We start from the raw sequence: 18,343 nt of genomic DNA, 5'->3' as shown, positions 1-18,343 counted from the left end.
GGAGGTGCGTATGAGTAGCCAAGATAGAATTCGTTCACTCGAGCAACAAATTTATGTTGCGTGTTCCGAGGGTGACTATGACACCGTCAACATGCTTGAGCATCAGTTAGACTTACTGCGCAGTAAAGCAGAGCATCCTTTTGATGATGATCCTTATGCGCCAGAGGGAAAATTATTCCCCGACGACGAGTGGTAAGTCATACGAATACTGAAAGCCCCCCAGACAATAATGCCTAGCGGGGCTTTTCTTTTTCCAAGATGCCATGACGTTGTTCAAGACATGATTCAATCTCCCCAACTGATCCCGTTTATCCGCTCAGCAAATAACATCGACATACAGTGAAAGAAATCCACAACTGCAGTTGGTTAATACACTTTTTTCTTGTAGATTCCTTTAACGAGTCTCATAGTGAGCAACTTGCAATGAATAACGTGCTACAAACTAATCCTTTACAAAGCACATTTTGACGATATTATTCTTGCGCAAACGTTTTCCTCTCCACTTTCATCGCAATATTGAGGGTTTTATGCTGTCTGATATCAATATTTGCCGAAGCGCAAACTTGGCACCGATTAGTGACATTGCCATTCGTGCCGGTCTACAAAAAGACGAATTTCATAGCCAGGGGCAATATAAAGCCAAAGTCTCTCTTAACTGCTTAAAAAGATTAAATGACCAATCGGCGACCAACGCGAAAGAAGGCCAATTAATCGTTGTGACCGCAATTACACCGACTCCGCTTGGCGAAGGTAAAACCGTCACCACGATTGGTCTTGCACAAGGCTTGGCACAGTTAGAGCGTTCTGTTATCGCGTGCATTCGCCAACCTTCAATGGGCCCAGTATTTGGCGTCAAAGGTGGTGCAGCCGGTGGCGGTTATTCGCAAGTTGCCCCTATGGAAGAGCTTAATCTGCACTTAACGGGCGACATTCACGCCGTGACCGCAGCACATAACCTTGCCGCTGCCGCTATCGATGCGCGTATTTTCCATGAGCAACGCAACGGCTATGATGATTTTGAACTGCGCAGCGGATTAACCGCGCTTCGCATCGATTCTAAACGCGTGATCTGGAAACGCGTGATGGACCACAACGACCGCGCGTTGCGCATGGTGACGGTGGGTCAAAATGAAATGGGTAAAACCATCAATGGTTATGAGCGCGAAGATGGATTCGATATCTCTGCCGCTTCAGAACTGATGGCCATTCTAGCACTCGCATCTGATCTAAAAGATTTGCGCGTGCGTATCGGGCGTATCGTCGTCGCATACAACTTAGATGGTCAACCGATTACGACCGAAGATCTACAAGTCGCCGGCGCGATGGCCGTCAGTATGCGAGACGCGATTGAACCAACGCTCATGCAAACACTCGAAGGGGTGCCAACACTGATTCATGCGGGCCCATTCGCCAACATCGCTCACGGTAACTCTTCGATTATTGCCGATAATATTGCAACTAAATTGGCGGAATTTACCGTAACCGAAGGCGGTTTTGGCTCAGACATGGGGTTTGAAAAAGCCTGTAATATTAAGGCTCAAATCGCAGGGAAAGCGCCAGATTGTGCGGTTATCGTGGCGACGTTACGAGGCTTAAAAGCCAACTCTGGTTTGTATGATATAAAACCAGGACAAGCGATTCCTGACTCATTGTTCAGCGATGATCTTGCCGCGCTTGAAGCGGGATTCGATAACCTAAAATGGCACATTAACAATGTGAGCAAATACGGCGTACCAGCCGTTGTCGCGATTAACCGCTTCCCACAAGACAGCGAGCAAGAGTTGGCGACACTTAAGTCGATGATTGAATCACTGCCTAATAACGTAGAAGTGGCGATCAGCGAAGGGTTTGCGAAAGGTGGAAAAGGCACCTTAGAGTTGGCTCAAAAAGTGATCAAGCAATGCCAAGAGCCCGCTCAATTCAAGCCGCTCTATCGCTTTGAGCAAACTACAGAAGAAAAACTCATGGCGGTTGCTGAAGTCGGTTATGGCGCCTCCAGTGTTACGCTGAGTTATCAGGCTCGCCATCAACTTGAAGAATACCAAAAACAAGGTTTTGATCAGTTGGCGGTGTGTTTGGCCAAAACGCCGTCTTCCATCTCTGCGGATGCGAATCTCAAAGGTGCGCCAACACACTTTAACGTGCCGATTCGTGAGCTAAAGTTGTGCGCCGGAGCCGGCTTTATTTATGCGTTGTGTGGTAACGTGATGACAATGCCGGGTTTGCCTGAAAAGCCTGCATTCATGAACTTGGATCTCGATGAGGATGGTAACATCATCGGATTAAGCTAATCGAAATAGCGAGCTATAATATGGCTCGCTTTTTTTCATCTCCCTTTTTATCTCCCCCCTCCCCCCACGAATTTCATTTACGATTTGTTACCGCCTTTCTGCTGCTTTGTTGTAAGTTTTTGCTCGGTTAGCCGTTCTTATCGGTATAAAGGGAAAAACGAAATGAGGATGGTATGAAGATTAAATTATCTACACTATTACCTGTAATAGCGGTCTTGCTGTTTGCCGCATCATTTATTGGCCAAGCCGATAGCGATATGCGTACGTCAACAACGTCGAGCAATATTAAATTGGCTACGCTGGCAGGAGGTTGCTTTTGGTGTACTGAATCTGATTTAGAAAAACTTCCTGGCGTGATTGATGTTGTCTCTGGTTATTCAGGTGGAGAGCAAGAAAACCCGAACTACAAACAAGTCTCATCAGGAAAATCTGGTCATATAGAGGTCATCCAAGTCAAATACGACGGCAACTTGCTGAGCTATGAACAAGTGCTGGACCAATTCTTCCGCCACATCGATCCAACCGATAACCGAGGTTCTTTTGTGGATCGCGGCCCACAATACCGCCCTGCTATCTTTTTTCACGATGCCGAGCAGCAAAAAGTCGCCACACAATTCATGGCAGAGATTGACGCGTTAGGCATCTTCAAAAAGCCGCTGCAAACTGAACTGATTCAATTTGAGACCTTTTGGCCAGCAGAGCAATACCACCAAGATTATTACAAGCGCAATAAAGTCAGATACAACTATTACCGCTACGCCTCAGGTCGTGACCAATATCTGGATTCGATTTTCGGTGAAGACCGCGAAAAAAATCCCACCACTTTGCGTCAAATGATTGATGAGCGCAGTGGACAGACCCAAGCAAAGGTTTTTTCCAAACCAAGTGATGCGGAACTCAAACGAACGCTGACGGAAATGCAATATTACGTCACACAAAAGGATGGTACAGAACGCCCATTTGAGAACGAATACTGGGACAACAAAGAAATGGGGATTTATGTCGATGTCGTCACGGGGGAACCGCTGTTTTCATCCACCGACAAATATCGTTCAGGCACAGGTTGGCCAAGTTTTACCAAGCCTATCGAGGATAATTTCGTCGTCATCACCACCGATTACAAAATGATCTACCCACGCAAAGAAGTCCGCAGCCGGTTTGGTGACTCGCACCTAGGACATGTATTTAAAGACGGCCCAGCCCCAACCGGCTTACGTTATTGCATGAACTCGGCGTCAATGCGTTTTATACCGAAAAATGAACTGGAAAAACAAGGCTATGGTGAATACCTCTATCTGTTCGATAGCTAGTCTATCAATAGAACCAAATGCCATACTCAACAGCCCAACGTAAGTTGGGCTTTTTGATGACACTCGGTTAATTATGTCACGATCAGTCCCAATGGCTCTAGCAGTTGGGATTGCTGCCAACTAAGGATTTTGACTCCCGTGAGGTCCATTCTTCTCGGATCTAACCCTGTCAAATCACTGTCCGACAAATCACAATGACAGATCCTAACACCACTCCAAATTTCAGCAGAAAACTCACCACGACTCAAATCCGATCCTTGTAGCGATGTGCCTTGTAAATTGGTGTCTATCCAACGGTTTTCAAACAGCTCACATTTTTCGATGCATAAGCGTTCCATATTCGCGTAAGAGAGATTACACCCCGTAATATAAGCAGAACAAAAGTAAACATTATGGCTAATTTGATTAGCGAAACGAGCTTGGGAGAAATTCGCCCCTTTCAAGTCACATTCACGCATCTCAATACCAAAACAATTCGCGCCAACGAACTGGCTCATTGATAATTGGCATTGCTTAAAACTAGCGTCATGCAGGTTCGCATAATGAAAATGACATCCTTCGAGCTCACCTTGTTCGATAAAACTGCAGTGTTCAAAATGCGTTTCTGTCATTACCGCTCGGCTAAAATCGCACAGATAAAACTTACAACGACGGAACTTGGCATGACTTAAGTCTTGCCCTGCAAAACTGTGATTTTCAAAAATCTGGTTTTCAAATACGGTATCTTGGTAATGCATGATTAACTCCTTGATTTGATGCAAGGCTATCATTTCATTCGCAAATACACACCAAATTAAAACCCTTAAAAATCATACAGATAAAATCAGCGTTTTGACCACCAAAAACCACGTGCAACACACCTATACAGCGCCAAAGTTCGCACTCCCTACGCCGAGAAAGAAAAAATAGTTTTGGCCGATTATGGCGGGTTTTAGGCACGTTAAACTGGGCAATTAGCGATGACGACACAGGGTCGTTGTCTTACCCGCATCATATCCATTGTATTGAATGATAAACAGGCACAAAAACAGCCTAAAAAACATCCAATTACAAGATTTGTGCTTTTCCTATCACAGCCACATAGAACCCCAGGTGAGCCCCCGAGGCACTATGTGCAAGGCGGTACATGTGCAAGGATCAACCAAATATCGTACTCCATATACTAGGATTACGTTTATCATGAAATTCCACACGTAAATCATCAATCGCTTTTAGTTGAGCTTTTGCCTGTTCTAGATTGCCTTGTTCTAACTGTTTTTCCACCTCGTCAACCACTGCGCTGACTTGTTCAAAACCATCCGCATACAATGCTTGCTTCTCTTCGGGGTAATTGGCATTTTGTAATTCAGCGAGTACGAGGTTAAAAGAGGCAATCGCTGAACTCATATCTTCGAGACTTTGTGCCTCAGCGGCGTGCTTAAAATTGAGTTTCATTTCATTCATTGCCGCTTTGATATCAAATGACGAAGCAAATGAATGGGTAGCAAATATCGTCATGAAGAGCAGTAAGGTTCGTTTGAATACAACAGGCTTTGACATAGAACTCCCTCAGTTAAACTAGATGAATTGCCGACATTTTGAGCATCTGCGTGGCGTGTGCGCCACCGTACTGATTGTTGCTTTGCTCAGCATACGCAATATTCACGTTAATTAAGAGTAACATTTATCAATGAATTGTATCAAAAACGCTTTGTCGTGATGCCTTTGAAGCCATGATGGCTTCTATACTCATTGATATAGCGCGGTTGGCGCGCTTCATCGGCGAATAATGAAATATGGGCGTAATTGTTTGATTCTTTGACTTATATTCGATCTGACCTGATCAATCCGTGTAAAAAACGAGTTATATATTAAGCAATTAAACGCGCGGGAGTTGATGTGAATCAAATTGTCGTAGACAATACAGCGCCGTATTGAGTGTTAGCTCAACGAACGTCGATTTTATCTATCAATCCAATAGGTAACATCGATTATCCATTTTGAGGTGTCGTTGATAAGGTTGCTTTCCTACTATATAAGTGAAAGCCAGACCTACGCACGCAATCACTACCTCGTTTTAAGGGAAAGATGATGGTAATTCCAGAAAACAGCAGCATCGTTATTTTTGGTGCTTCGGGCGACTTAACATATCGTAAGTTGATCCCCGCTCTATACCACCTCTATGCGAATAAGCAGTTACCTGATAATTTCGCGATTTTAGGCGTAAGCCGCACTGAATATAGTGACGAATCATACCGTGACAAGCTGAAGCGCTCTCTTCAAGAAATGGAGAAAACTGAGCCAGCGACGTTGGATGCCTTTATTGATCATCTTCACTACCAAGCGATCAACACGTCGGATTCTGCCGATTACAGCAAACTAACCGTTCGTCTTGACCAACTTGCCGACAAATATCAGTTTGAGCAACGCAACACCCTATACTACCTCGCAACGCCACCAAGCTTGTACAGTGTTATTCCTGCAAGCCTTGCCGCTCATGGTCTGAACGATGAGCAAACCGGTTGGAAACGTCTGATTGTAGAAAAGCCTTTTGGCTATGATTTAGCGTCAGCACGCCAACTGGATAAAGATATCCACGAACATTTCCAAGAACACCAAATCTACCGCATTGACCATTACCTTGGTAAAGAGACCGTGCAAAACCTTTTGGTGTTGCGTTTTTCAAACGCGATGTTTGAACCGCTATGGAACCGCAACTTCATTGATTATGTCGAAATCACTGGCGCAGAATTCCTTGGCGTTGAAGATCGTGGTGGTTACTACGATGGTTCAGGCGCAATGCGCGATATGTTCCAAAACCACTTGCTGCAAGTCTTGGCAATGGTTGGCATGGAGCCACCTGCGCAAATCAATGCAAACGCGATCCGCGATGAAGTAGCCAAAGTTCTGCATTGCTTGAAGCCGTTAGAAGAAGACGACCTACGCAACAACTTGGTGCTTGGTCAATACACGGCGTCAGACGTTCGTGGCCAGCACTTGCCAGGCTATCGTGAAGAACATGGCGTTGCTGAAGATTCACGTACTGAAACCTACGTTGGTCTTAAAGCCTACATCAACAACTGGCGTTGGAATGGCGTGCCATTTTACGTGCGCACCGGTAAACGTTTACCGACCCGCGTGACAGAAGTCGTGATTCACTTTAAAAACACGCCGCACCCTGTATTTGGCCAAGATGCGCCAGAAAACAAGCTGATCATTCGTATCCAGCCAGATGAAGGCATTCAAATGAGCTTCGGTCTAAAGCAGCCTGGTGCGGGCTTTAAAGCCAAAGAAGTGAAGATGAATTTCCACTATGCGGATTTGCAAGAGACTCAAATGCTCACCGCATATGAACGCCTATTGCTTGATGCGCTTAACGGTGATGCAACGCTCTTTGCCCGCAGTGACGCAGTAGAAGCTTGCTGGCAATATGTTCAGCCGATCCTTGATTTCAAACAAGACCCTCAATCACTGTTTGGTTATGCCTGTGGTACATGGGGACCAAAAGAGTGTGACGATTTATTACAACGCGATGGACGCGCATGGCGCTTCCCTTGTAAAAACCTAACCGATACGGATTACTGCGAACTATGATCAATCATAAGATCTTTGATACGGCAGATCAGGTTGTTGAAAGCCTGGCGAAGGATATGCAAACCTACAGCGAATTAGGCCGAGCTGTGCATATCTCACTCTCTGGCGGTAGCACGCCAAAAATGCTGTTTAAGCTGCTGGCAAGCGAACCCTTTGCCACAGCGATTCAATGGCAAAACCTTCACTTCTGGTGGGGTGATGAGCGCTGTGTGGCGCCTGATGACGCAGAAAGCAACTTTGGCGAAGCAAACACGCTACTTTTCAGCCAAATCGCCATTCCAGCTGAAAACATCCACCGTATTCGTGGTGAAGATGAGCCTCAAGCCGAAGCGGTACGTTTTGCAAAAGAGATGGCTGATGTGATCCCATGTGAAAACGGTACGCCAGTATTCGATTGGATTTTGCTCGGTGTTGGCGCTGATGGCCATACGGCGTCACTATTTCCAGGTGTGACAAACTACAACGATGAAAACTTATCGGTGTTGGCGTCTCACCCTGAGTCGGGTCAAATTCGTGTATCAAAAACGGCGAAAGTACTACAAGCCGCCAAACGTATTAGTTACCTGGTACTTGGCGCTGGCAAAGTGACCATCGTCAACGAAATTTCAACCATTGATGCTTCTGAGCTGCCTTACCCTGCAGCGAAAATTCAGTCTACGACTGGCGAAACAGAATGGTATTTAGATTCAGATGCGGCAGCGAAGATTGCTTAACGTTACCGTTAAACAATAGCCCGTCCTTTAGCGTAATTTGGAGAGAAACAATGAAAGGTGATATCGGTGTAATCGGCCTTGCTGTAATGGGTCAGAACCTTATCCTAAACATGAACGACCACGGTTTTAAAGTGGTTGCGCACAACCGTTCTACTGACAAAGTGGACGAGTTCCTAGCCGGTCCTGCAAAAGACACCAACATCGTTGGCGCATACTCGCTTGAAGAGCTCGTAGAGAAACTAGAATCACCACGTAAAATTATGCTGATGGTTCGTGCTGGCGATGTGGTTGATATCTTCATCGACAAGCTAGTTCCACTACTAGACAAAGGCGATATCATCATTGATGGTGGTAACACTAACTTCCCTGACACTAACCGTCGTGTTGCTGCGCTTCGCGAGAAAGGCATTCACTTTATCGGTACTGGCGTATCAGGTGGTGAAGAAGGCGCTCGTTTTGGTCCTTCAATCATGCCTGGCGGCGCTCATGAAGCTTGGGAGGCGGTTAAGCCAATTTTCCAAGGTATCTCAGCAAAAACAGACGCTGGCGAGCCTTGTTGTGATTGGGTCGGTAACGATGGCGCTGGCCACTTCGTTAAGATGGTTCACAATGGCATCGAATACGGTGACATGCAGCTGATCACGGAAGCATACCAGTTCATGAAAGATGGCCTAGGTCTATCGGCTGACGATATGCAAAAAGTGTTTGCTGAGTGGAATACCACTGAACTAGACAGCTACCTAGTAGAAATCACCGCAGACATTCTTGGCTACAAAGATGAAGATGGCGAAGCGCTTGTAGAGAAAATCCTAGACACTGCAGGCCAAAAAGGCACGGGTAAATGGACCGGTATCAACGCGCTAGACATGGGTATCCCGCTAACGCTAATCACTGAATCTGTATTTGCTCGTTGTCTTTCAGCACTGAAAGACCAGCGTGTTGAAGCTGAGCAATTGTTCGCGAAAACCATCACGCCAGTTGAAGGTGATAAGCAAGAGTGGGTTGACGCACTACGTCAAGCGCTACTGGCTTCTAAAATCATCTCTTACGCGCAAGGTTTCATGCTAATGCGTGAAGCGTCTAACGAGAATGGTTGGGATCTAAACTACGGTAACGTAGCGCTTATGTGGCGTGGCGGTTGTATCATCCGTTCTGCATTCCTAGGCAACATTCGTGATGCTTATGAAGCAAACCCAGAGATCGCATTCCTAGGCTCAGATGCTTACTTCAAAGGCATCCTAGACAACTGTATGAGCGCTTGGCGTAAAGTGGCAGCGAAGTCTATGGAATCAGGCATCCCTATGCCATGTATGACTTCTGCACTAACCTTCCTTGATGGTTACACCACGGCTCGCCTACCTGCGAACCTGCTGCAAGCACAACGCGATTACTTCGGCGCGCACACTTACGAGCGTATCGACCGTCCACGTGGTGAGTTCTTCCACACTAACTGGACGGGTACAGGCGGTAACACGGCATCAACCACTTACGACGTTTAATCGTCAGCAAGCTGAATGCGATCATATAAATTGATGGCATAAAAACGTGTGAATGCTTCAAGGCCGGTAGCCATGCTATCGGCCTTTTTTATTGTCAAAAGGTCCGTCGATTGAGGTGGTTTAGTCCTCCACCCTCTGACTGTTGCAGTAAAAGTTGCAGTAAGCCTGTGATCTACGCCTATAATTAATTCGTAACGGATGAGGCTAGATGAGTGAAATGGTCTTATTCTTTTCATCCTAAACAAACGCCGAAGAACGATTCATTCGGTTAACTCTTTATAACCAGGAAGGCGAAGCTATATCTACTGAGGTTCTTATGACAATTAATCACCACTATGTGTATGTTCCTGAAAATATCGATTCAGATGAAACACCGTCTTCACAAGACGCATTAATTTCAGAGAAGGAAGCTCAACGTCAGGCTCTTGTCAAACAGGCGCAGCAACAAGGTGGACTTCTTATCGAAGCCTAAAGCTTGATATCGATAAGATAATTCCAAGTAACCAATACAAGAATGATAAAAAATCGTTCGCTGCGTATGAGTGAATAGCCCAACATTTGTGGGCTATTTCGCTTTTATCACTCGGGCTAATTGCGCCAAATAAGCGAATATATTTTCTTCCCCATCATGTAAAAGATGAGCATAACCGCCGCAAGCACCAAGACGCCAGCCGTATAAGCCAGATAGTCAGGAAAGCCCAATCCCCACGCAAATGTAAACGCGAGACCATGCAGTGTTTCTAATGGCCAGCGAAAAATGGCCACATTGGAACCTGCTGAAAATGCCGACACAAAAAGGCCCAAGCCGACACAAGCCATACTGACAGCAAAAAGCGTTGCTTTATTCATGACGTTAACACCCAAATTAAAAACAGATTCTATGTCTACGTATCATTTAACGCGAGAAAAACTGCTTTCTTCTCGTACTGATAATCATAGTAAAAAGAAAGGGCCTTTCGGCCCTTTTATTTATAACTCTTGAGGTTTAATCAACTCACTAAGGAGATTGGTCAGATCATTGCCAGTGATGTTACCACTGCCGCTATCAATACCACTTAGTTGGTCAACCACGTCATCCAGTTTAATGGTTTGCGTACTATTCCCGTTATCTCGAACAATGGTCAATTCAACGTTATTGTCATCGACAACCGCGGCCGAAATACTATTGAATAAGTCATCCATCGTTTCGTTCTGACCAAGTAGGTCTGAGATATCAATTTTGTCTTCGTTAACAGTGAAATCGCTGATGACATCAAGCCCACCATCAAGATCACCATTCATCCAGACAAACATATCGTTGCCAGCGCCCCCCGTCAGCACATCGTTTCCGAGTCCGCCAATTAACACGTCATCACCATCACCACCAAACAAGAAGTCGTTACCTAGACCACCATCAATCACGTCATCGCCTTGATGGCCCAGGATGACATCATCGCCATCCGTTCCAACAATAACATCATCGCCCGTTGAGCCGTTGAAGCTTGGTGAAAGCGCTTTGACATCACCACTTTGACTGATGTTCAAGGTCGCTAAGTGTTGCGATTCCTGTCCATTACTATCAAGCACAGAGTACAAAATATTGTATCCAATCGCTTCATTAGCCGACAACTCAGGTGCAGATGGATCCGGTTGGAAGAAGTAAGAACCATCTTCTTTTATGCGTAAATCACCATAATCGGTCTCGATCACTAAGTCATCAATATCGACTCTTGTCGTGACAGTCATCGGTGGTCGAGCGTCTCCGTTCACATCAATTTCTTGCAAGACTTGAACACTCGATGCGTTTATCACAATTTCTTCGACATCCATACCCGTGATCATTGCCAGCAATGTGCCCGGCAGACCAATGGTTGGACGCAGCTTTGGTAAATCCGTTTTAATCTTAGCGTCAGGGATATAAACAATATCACCAGAGCCTGCGACCTCTTTTAAACCGTCTTCGGGAATATTCGCTTGTCTACCTACGCCTACCGAGGTGACTTCTTTGCCGACAATAAACGCGTCCCATGCATCGTTTGTCGTGTTATCCCAGCCTCGGTTATTACTACCATCACTCAAAAAGAAGATCACATCATTGGTATTGGTCAAATCAACACTATTAAGAGCAGCATCATCATAGCCATTCATCACACCATAAACCGCTTCTTCGTAATCAGTATAACCAGAAGGGTCAAACACCCCTCTATAGCTACTATCAGTAACACTGCTCAAGGCGGAGTCTAATATTACAATAGCTTGGTTAACCGTCATCCAACCTTCACTTTGAGCCGAACGGTCAGCATTATCGTTGCTCTGCCCATCAGTCCCATCCGTCAATTGATCATCAAAATCAATCAGCTGAACTAACACATCTTCTGCCCCTTCTTGTGCATTGACGTGGTTGAGCATTTCAATCGACGCTTCCAAAACTAATTCCATCCGCGTTTTGTCTTTTTCCGGATTATCGGCTTCATTCTTGAATGGTTTCGTCGTCATACTCCCTGATGAGTCAATAATAAGACTCATTAAGGTCACCGGTGTATTACCACCTTGATCGGCATAGATATCTTGTTGAGACGCGGCATTTTCCATGCTGCTTGCCGTGTCCGCGTTTAATGCCTCGACGCTGGTTGCCGTGACATCAATATCAAGCACCGTACCTTGTGGATGAGTAATGACTAGGTTATCGAATGTTTCTGACACAGACCCCGTTATTGGCAGAATCCAATCCGTGCCATCTTGATAACCGACCGACACCGTTGCTGTAACGGGCAGGCCTTGGATAACGACAGATTGAATCTGTTCACTGCCATCCAGATCGGTCACCGATGCTAGGATATCAACTTCGGTTTCGATATCCCCTTGCCCATTCACCGTCGACTCACCAAACACGATTGATACGGTCGGCTCATCCGCCACTGGCGTGATGCTAATGGCCAATGTATCACTGACTCCCGTGTTCGTGGTGTAAGTGATGATTGGCAGATCACCTGACCAGTCGGCATTCGGCTCGAAGCTATAATCACCATTATCTTCAATCAGCAATATACCTGATGCTAAATTGACGGCTTCACCGACGTTATAATTAACGTTATCAAGGGCAAAACCAGTAATGCTAAGGACATTATCGGGATCGGTTGCGCTATCAAGCACATTGCCAGACACCGAACTGTCTTCATCAACCGTTTGCGATTGTGATTCCGTGATCGTCGGTTTATTTTCATGTACCACAACATTAATCGTACCTACCGAGTCAGCTTCACTCGTTGAGAACGCCTCTTTTGTGGTCGATGTGACCGTAATAGTAAAATCACGGTCATCACCTAGTGGTGGCAATACGGTTAGTTGAGTTAAATCCCAGCCCGTCACATCAACAACACCGCTTGCGTCCACAGTAATGCTATTCCCAGTTCCGTCACTTAATGTGGCATTTTCTGGTAGGCCACTTAACGCCGTCATTAGGGCTTCTGAATTATCCGTATCGACCAACGCAGTGGTAATCTCAGATAACGGAATTTCCGTATCTTGCAAACCTTCGTTGTAAGCATACACTTCGTAAACGTCTACGCCTTCAACACTTTGCAATGCAGAGGTACGTAAATCCGTGCTCTCCAATGCCGCGAGATCGGGGACGACCGGCAGAGTACTGCTCGCGAGATCAACCGCAGGATCGCCATTGATCGACACGTTGACATCAAAATTCCCCGGGCCACTTTGGTTGTGGTGGTATATTTCGATTGGATAGAAACCGTTCACAGGCGGTATAAATTCGCTGCCATTAATCTGACCACTATTCACACCCCAGCGCGCTTCATCCACTAATTGACCACCGACTTTAATCGCCAAACTGTCATCAGCTCTGCCCGTAAAGTCGTAGCTATTTCCGGCTTCGAGATAAACGAGCCCCGTCACTAGCACTGCCGTGTTTGCAGGCGTTGCGCCACTTCCGGTTTCTTGTGCGTTATCGGTTGTGGATTGTGTCGCTTGGTCCTGTTCAAGTTCGCTGATATGGGTGATTAACGCCTCGCCATTCACACCATTACCAATACCAAAACTTGGGGTAATCTCCTCATCAGCCCACTCATAGACATTGAAGCTTTGCTCAGGCAGAACGATATCGGGTGTAACAATTGATAGCGTTGGAGCATCCGCAAGTGGTGATACATCGATCGTTAAGGTATTTTCCTCACTACGCGCATCGCCTTTCTCTAAGATAAAACCCAAACTTGAGTAATCTTGGTATTGATCACCTTCACCGGCATTTGGATACTGGTCATAACCAGTTTCATGCTCAGCAGGAACAAAACGAACATTTCCTGCCGCTATCTCTGTACCATCAATTCTGTCGCGTTCAGAAATAGGTTCCCATGTATCCAACGATGTTTGTAACTCATATTGACCATTATCTGACAGATGAGTAATAAACAAGGTCGTATCCGGATCAGTCATGCCAAAATCGGTTAGAGTGAGAATATGCTCGGAGTCTTCCACAATTTCGATTTGTTTACTCTCAGCATCAAGAACCGGCAATACCGTTACGTTAATGGTTTTATTAACCGTTTCTTCCGTGCCTGGGGCGTTATCTTGAGAAGATACCGAGACAACCAATGGATAACCACCAGACTCTGGAACATTGATGAAGAGTTCCGATAAATCATTTTGCCAAGCGGTGATATCGACTTTTCCATCCACATCTGGCATTAAATCACTACCATCCGGCGCTTTAATAACAGTACCCGACGGAAATGCGCTTAAATCAAGATGAGTCGTTAGCGATTCGGACCCATCGGTGTCGACTAATCCGACAACAATATCGCTAAGCGCAATGTAGCTATCTTCATAACCAACGTTATCAAGTGTTTCGAGTTTGATGTCATCAAGCAATGCGCCGTAGCTATTGGCAGACGTTTCGGACTCAAACACCACTTTGTATTCACCATCATCGGGCGTTTGGAAGTTGAGCGTTTCAGTGCTCCACGCTTGACTTTGTTGGTCTGCATATTCGAACAAAATGGTACGATTACCTTGACTATCTTCTAAGAAAACAGTCATCGGCGAATCATCAAGGCGACGAGCCGCAACATCAAAAGACAATGAGTAGAATTGGCCCGCTTCACCATCGAATTGCGTGAACAACTGGTCATCACCACTACGGCCTTCTAATTCATAAACGTTGTTGCCTTGCTCACCTGCATTACCGCGGTAGACGGTTTCTTTACCGACCTCGTGGTAATCTTTATTTCCTCTGTCGTTATCGGTACCCCAGACACCTTCGGCCCCATCGCTCGTCCCTGCCACCACATCCGCATCGGTGAGTTCTTGAGAGTCGATATTGCCGCGCCATGAACGACCGTCGAGATCGATTGTATCGAAGTTATGGAAGGACAGAATGTCCGCCCCTTCAACCTCGAGGATTGGCGTATCCGTTACCGCCTCGACAGCAACCGCAATAATGTAGTCTTCAATTACCGTGTCATTCGCGGTGTAACCTTCAACACGCAAACTAAAGTCCACATCGCTGTGCTCTGGAGGGGTAATTGTCAGTGTATCAAGTTGACTTGGCGACAAGGACGCCATCCCATTGATGACGCTGATCTCATTCCCGTTAGACGCTAAGACAGCGCCATCAGGGATGTCTTTAATCACAATTTCGACCACTGAACTGTCGGCTGGCAACGTAATATCGAGAGCAATAGGAATATCTTCTTTGCCCGCAGCATCCTCATTGGCATCTAAATCAGAGACTTCTATCACTTTGACGGTTGTGGTTGCCGTATTGGATTCTTGACCCGCATCATCGGTCACTTTAACGGTGATCGTGCGATCAGTCTCGTCCGGATTTTCACTGGTATTTTCAAAACCAACTTGCTTTAAGAAGGCTTCAAAATCAGCCGCAGAAAGACCATCAGGATCATCCGCGGTTATCGTCAACACAATTGAAGAGGCAAGCACACTTTGGCCAATGGTGAAGCCTGTCGTGTTAGCCGGCAACGTTAAGGTGTCACCATCCAATTTATTCACCAAGGTCACTTCCATGGTGGTAATGCGGTTATGGTCATCAAAAATATCGGCATCGAGATCAGCAATCGACACCGGATCATCACCTTCAGTGAAGGTGGTTTGATAATCGACATTGCTATCAAGTTTCGAGACTTTGATGACTAAATCATTGTAATCATCGTCGTCACGAGGATGACCCAATTGGTCATCGAAGCTCAATACCGTGTTACCATCATTATCTTCAGAGACACGAATCGTTGAATTTTCACCGTGCGTTGAGAATACCGTTTGATTTGGCACCACCGCGCCATTAATCAACAACTCTCCCGCATCATTCATCGCAAATTCTGCATTCGCGGGGGCGTTACTGATCACATCCGCGGCATTTGGAATCAGGAAGTATCCAACATTATCCAAGCTATCAAGCTGGCCAAGTACTGGATCCGCGACATTTCCTTTATAGTCGTGCGAATCTTCCATCAAAATAACAAGCTGTTGCGTATCACTTGCTTCGTCGTAGGCATAATAGCCAAATACATTTTGATATCCGGCACTTTCACTCACAAATTCAATTTGATACTCACCACCATCAAGATCAACAGTCGGGCTTTCATTGTCCGTAATCGTCGCCAATCCTTCCTCTACGCCTTGCTGATATTCGGTTGCGGCAGACAACATAAAGACTTCATTGTTATCTGACACGTTATCGTCAGTCGTTTGCACGAGGACGTCGAATTCAGACTCGCCAGCAGGAAGAACAAACTGAACCGTTCCGTCATTGCCGACACTAAGGACTTGCGTGGCCGAGCCAAATTGGACAGTCAACTCCGTACCATCAAAGTCTTCAGGTGTCGTCGCATTGCCTTCCGCGAGAGTCAAGGTGATGGTTGTGTCTGTAGTGCTGCTTGATGACAAGCTCACATCGAAGGTCGCTATGCCGCCCTCTTCAACGGTTGGTTCGCTGACATCGGTGACCACTGGGCGGTCATCGTCTGCAGGCGTTGGTCCATTCGGATCGATGCTGCCATCATCAAAGATGGTCGCAACACCTTTGTCGCTGCCTTGTGCGCCCACGACGCCACTGGCGATTAACTCAAAGCTTTCTGGCCCTTCGTAAATCGGCGCATTGTTGTCATCCACCGTTGGGACGGTCACGCGGACTTCGTTGATCCCCGTAGGCAACGTAACGTCGCCATTGTTGGCCACGGCAAGGGTTTCCCAGCCATTCTCACCGTCAAACTCCACCACCATGCTGCTGATGTCGTCGCTTTGAGTGGTAACATGGCTAATGCCTAAGTTGATCGTGGTAGGCGCTTCCGTTGGCGTGCTCAACGAAACGGTAAACACCGCAGATTGACCTTCGCTAACATCCACATCGTCCGAGACTTGGACTTGAGGAATATCGATATTTTCGATGTTGCCTTCACCGCTCACACCACCAATGGTTAAGGTGTAATCTTCGGTGAGTTCGTAAATACCATCAACGACGGTTGGGATGACAATACTGAAATTGCTGATCCCAATCGGCACGACGATTTCATTGGTCGCCGAGTCAAACGTGACGCCATTGGTGAATTGAGCGCTGCTTAAATCCACGTCGTTGTCGGTCGCGGTGTCGTCATCCGAACCAAAGTCGATGCTGTAACGGGTTTCCTCAAGCACGCCATCTTCCAGCGCCACTTGATAAACGAGGTTATCCCCCTCCACCACGGTGGTATCAAGCAGGTCAATCGACTCGACCTCCACGGGTGTTGGCAGCGGGTTCACAATGATGGAGACTTTGGCTTCATCAAAGCCGCCTTTATCATCGGTAATGACGTAGTCAAAATGCGTATCGCCGCTAAACTCATCATCCAAATCGATATAGACGATGCCATCTTCAATCCAGATGTTGGCGTTGTTGGCATCCGACACGTGGGTAAAGCGGATGTTGTCGCCATCAGGATCGGCATCATTACCCAGCAGCTCAGAGACTGGGATTTGCAATACGTCGCCTTGATTGGCGACATACGCGCCGTCGCTTGACGCTTTAAAGCCGGTCAGGAAGTAATCGGAAGAGTCCGAACCTCGGCTCGGCTCGTTAACAAAGTCGACCGACTCAAACACGATGCTGTCAAACGCTACGCCGCCTAAGGCACTTTCATCAAAGCTGTAGGTGCCGTTACTGTTGCCTTCATTGGCGATAAACAATCCGCTGGCCACCGCGTTCTCACCGAAGTAAGCCACCCATTTGCCTTGCTCGTGGTTGCCGCTGCCGCCTTCGTTTTTATACAAGTTTGACACGGAGAAACTGAACTCGGTCACAGGCTCATCGAGATCAATTCTAAATTGCTCCGACTCACCGTCTGTGCGGTTGTATTGAATTTGCGCGCCTGGGCCGCCGTTTTCATCGCCCTCAACGCCGCGTTTCACGCCACTCTCAGTAATGTCTTTGTCATCACCTTGGTAGCTGCCGCTGACCTGCGCATCAGGATGGCTCCAGTCGTCACCGTTAAATTGACCCAGTGCCACTTCAAACGCCACCGGATCGTCGGTTGCAATTGGCGGCGCATTATCGGCTTCAACAAGACTCACGGTGCGCTCTTCACTGACGTTGTCGTCACTGTCGACGGCGCGGTAGTCAAAACTGTCGTCCGCAGGGTTCGCTTCAAAGTAGCGCAGTTCCCAGTTGCCGTCGCCAATGGTGGAGACTTCCACACTGGTGATTTGCGCGCCTTCTTGCCCTTCTGAGGCAAAGATTTCGATTTCTTTGAACAAGTCGCTATTGCCTGAGGTCTCTTTGGTGACCTCTTTGACAATCGTGCTGCCATCATCCAGAGACACGGTGATCAAGACGCTGGTTGGGTTGGCTTGTTGCGCGTCATAGAACCAGCCGCCTAAGCCATCCAGACCGAGCGTGACCGAATCTGCCGGACGCTCTGACATATCAATCACGATCGATTCGTTTGCTTGGATCCCATCCCCATTGCCCACACCCA

11 protein-coding genes are annotated in these 18,343 nt (G+C 46.7%); 7 read left to right on the top strand and 4 right to left on the bottom strand.

Annotated features, from left to right (window positions below):
• Positions 1-10: 10 nt before the first annotated feature.
• The 3 genes from OJ16_RS18405 to msrB all read left to right on the top strand — a co-directional run bounded on the left by OJ16_RS18405 (position 11) and on the right by msrB (position 3,601).
• Entirely contained in the window at positions 11-196 is a 186-nt protein-coding gene (locus OJ16_RS18405) for a hypothetical protein (RefSeq protein ID WP_040992808.1), read from the top strand.
• A gap of 331 nt (positions 197-527) precedes the next feature.
• Positions 528-2,291, top strand: coding sequence for a formate--tetrahydrofolate ligase (locus tag OJ16_RS18400; RefSeq protein WP_040992806.1), 1,764 nt, complete (start codon positions 528-530; stop codon positions 2,289-2,291).
• Between the two features lie 173 nt (positions 2,292-2,464).
• A complete protein-coding gene (msrB, locus tag OJ16_RS18395; protein WP_040992804.1) occupies positions 2,465-3,601 on the top strand; it encodes a peptide-methionine (R)-S-oxide reductase MsrB in 1,137 nt (378 codons plus the stop codon).
• 71 nt (positions 3,602-3,672) lie between these two features.
• On the opposite strand, the gene OJ16_RS18390 is transcribed toward msrB, so the two are convergent.
• Both OJ16_RS18390 and OJ16_RS18385 read right to left on the bottom strand, forming a co-directional pair.
• Positions 3,673-4,338 carry a Qnr family pentapeptide repeat protein gene (locus OJ16_RS18390; RefSeq protein WP_040992803.1) on the bottom strand — a complete coding sequence of 222 codons (666 nt, stop codon included), beginning with the start codon at positions 4,336-4,338 and terminating at the stop codon, positions 3,673-3,675.
• A 400-nt stretch (positions 4,339-4,738) separates the two neighbouring features.
• On the bottom strand, positions 4,739-5,140 hold the full coding sequence (locus tag OJ16_RS18385) for a cytochrome b562 (protein WP_040992802.1): 402 nt from the start codon (positions 5,138-5,140) through the stop codon (positions 4,739-4,741).
• Between the two features lie 531 nt (positions 5,141-5,671).
• Here OJ16_RS18385 and zwf point away from each other — a divergent pair.
• The 4 genes from zwf to OJ16_RS20145 all read left to right on the top strand — a co-directional run bounded on the left by zwf (position 5,672) and on the right by OJ16_RS20145 (position 9,858).
• Complete coding sequence (gene zwf, locus OJ16_RS18380; protein WP_040992801.1) at positions 5,672-7,174, top strand: glucose-6-phosphate dehydrogenase; 1,503 nt, start codon at positions 5,672-5,674, stop codon at positions 7,172-7,174.
• Positions 7,171-7,887, top strand: a complete 717-nt coding sequence (pgl, locus tag OJ16_RS18375; RefSeq protein ID WP_040992800.1) for a 6-phosphogluconolactonase — start codon at positions 7,171-7,173, stop codon at positions 7,885-7,887. Before zwf ends, pgl begins: the two co-directional genes overlap by 4 nt.
• A gap of 50 nt (positions 7,888-7,937) precedes the next feature.
• Positions 7,938-9,386 carry a decarboxylating NADP(+)-dependent phosphogluconate dehydrogenase gene (gene gnd, locus OJ16_RS18370; protein ID WP_040992799.1) on the top strand — a complete coding sequence of 483 codons (1,449 nt, stop codon included), beginning with the start codon at positions 7,938-7,940 and terminating at the stop codon, positions 9,384-9,386.
• Positions 9,387-9,702: 316 nt separating this feature from the next.
• Positions 9,703-9,858 (top strand): hypothetical protein, encoded by a 156-nt coding sequence (locus OJ16_RS20145; protein ID WP_173425015.1) that lies wholly within the window; start codon positions 9,703-9,705, stop codon positions 9,856-9,858.
• Between the two features lie 116 nt (positions 9,859-9,974).
• On the opposite strand, the gene OJ16_RS18360 is transcribed toward OJ16_RS20145, so the two are convergent.
• Positions 9,975-10,235, bottom strand: coding sequence for a hypothetical protein (locus tag OJ16_RS18360; protein ID WP_040992797.1), 261 nt, complete (start codon positions 10,233-10,235; stop codon positions 9,975-9,977).
• A 120-nt stretch (positions 10,236-10,355) separates the two neighbouring features.
• Entirely contained in the window at positions 10,356-18,290 is a 7,935-nt protein-coding gene (locus OJ16_RS18355) for an Ig-like domain-containing protein (RefSeq protein WP_236688440.1), read from the bottom strand.
• Positions 18,291-18,343 lie beyond the last annotated feature (53 nt).

Source organism: Vibrio renipiscarius (assembly GCF_000827885.1).
GTDB lineage: Bacteria > Pseudomonadota > Gammaproteobacteria > Enterobacterales > Vibrionaceae > Vibrio > Vibrio renipiscarius.
Note: the sequence above shows the minus strand (reverse complement) of the source record. Positions and strands in the feature narration are given on the sequence as shown.

Excerpts from the sequence above, each read along its gene's own strand:
- OJ16_RS18405 (WP_040992808.1), top strand. The coding sequence starts at position 11 with ATGAGTAGCCAAGATAGAATTCGTTCACTCGAGCAACAAATTTATGTT.
- OJ16_RS18400 (WP_040992806.1), top strand. The coding sequence starts at position 528 with ATGCTGTCTGATATCAATATTTGCCGAAGCGCAAACTTGGCACCGATT.
- msrB (WP_040992804.1), top strand. The coding sequence starts at position 2,465 with ATGAAGATTAAATTATCTACACTATTACCTGTAATAGCGGTCTTGCTG.
- OJ16_RS18390 (WP_040992803.1), bottom strand. The coding sequence starts at position 4,338 with ATGCATTACCAAGATACCGTATTTGAAAACCAGATTTTTGAAAATCAC.
- OJ16_RS18385 (WP_040992802.1), bottom strand. The coding sequence starts at position 5,140 with ATGTCAAAGCCTGTTGTATTCAAACGAACCTTACTGCTCTTCATGACG.
- zwf (WP_040992801.1), top strand. The coding sequence starts at position 5,672 with ATGGTAATTCCAGAAAACAGCAGCATCGTTATTTTTGGTGCTTCGGGC.
- pgl (WP_040992800.1), top strand. The coding sequence starts at position 7,171 with ATGATCAATCATAAGATCTTTGATACGGCAGATCAGGTTGTTGAAAGC.
- gnd (WP_040992799.1), top strand. The coding sequence starts at position 7,938 with ATGAAAGGTGATATCGGTGTAATCGGCCTTGCTGTAATGGGTCAGAAC.
- OJ16_RS20145 (WP_173425015.1), top strand. The coding sequence starts at position 9,703 with ATGACAATTAATCACCACTATGTGTATGTTCCTGAAAATATCGATTCA.
- OJ16_RS18360 (WP_040992797.1), bottom strand. The coding sequence starts at position 10,235 with ATGAATAAAGCAACGCTTTTTGCTGTCAGTATGGCTTGTGTCGGCTTG.
- OJ16_RS18355 (WP_236688440.1), bottom strand. The coding sequence starts at position 18,290 with ATGTCAGAGCGTCCGGCAGATTCGGTCACGCTCGGTCTGGATGGCTTA.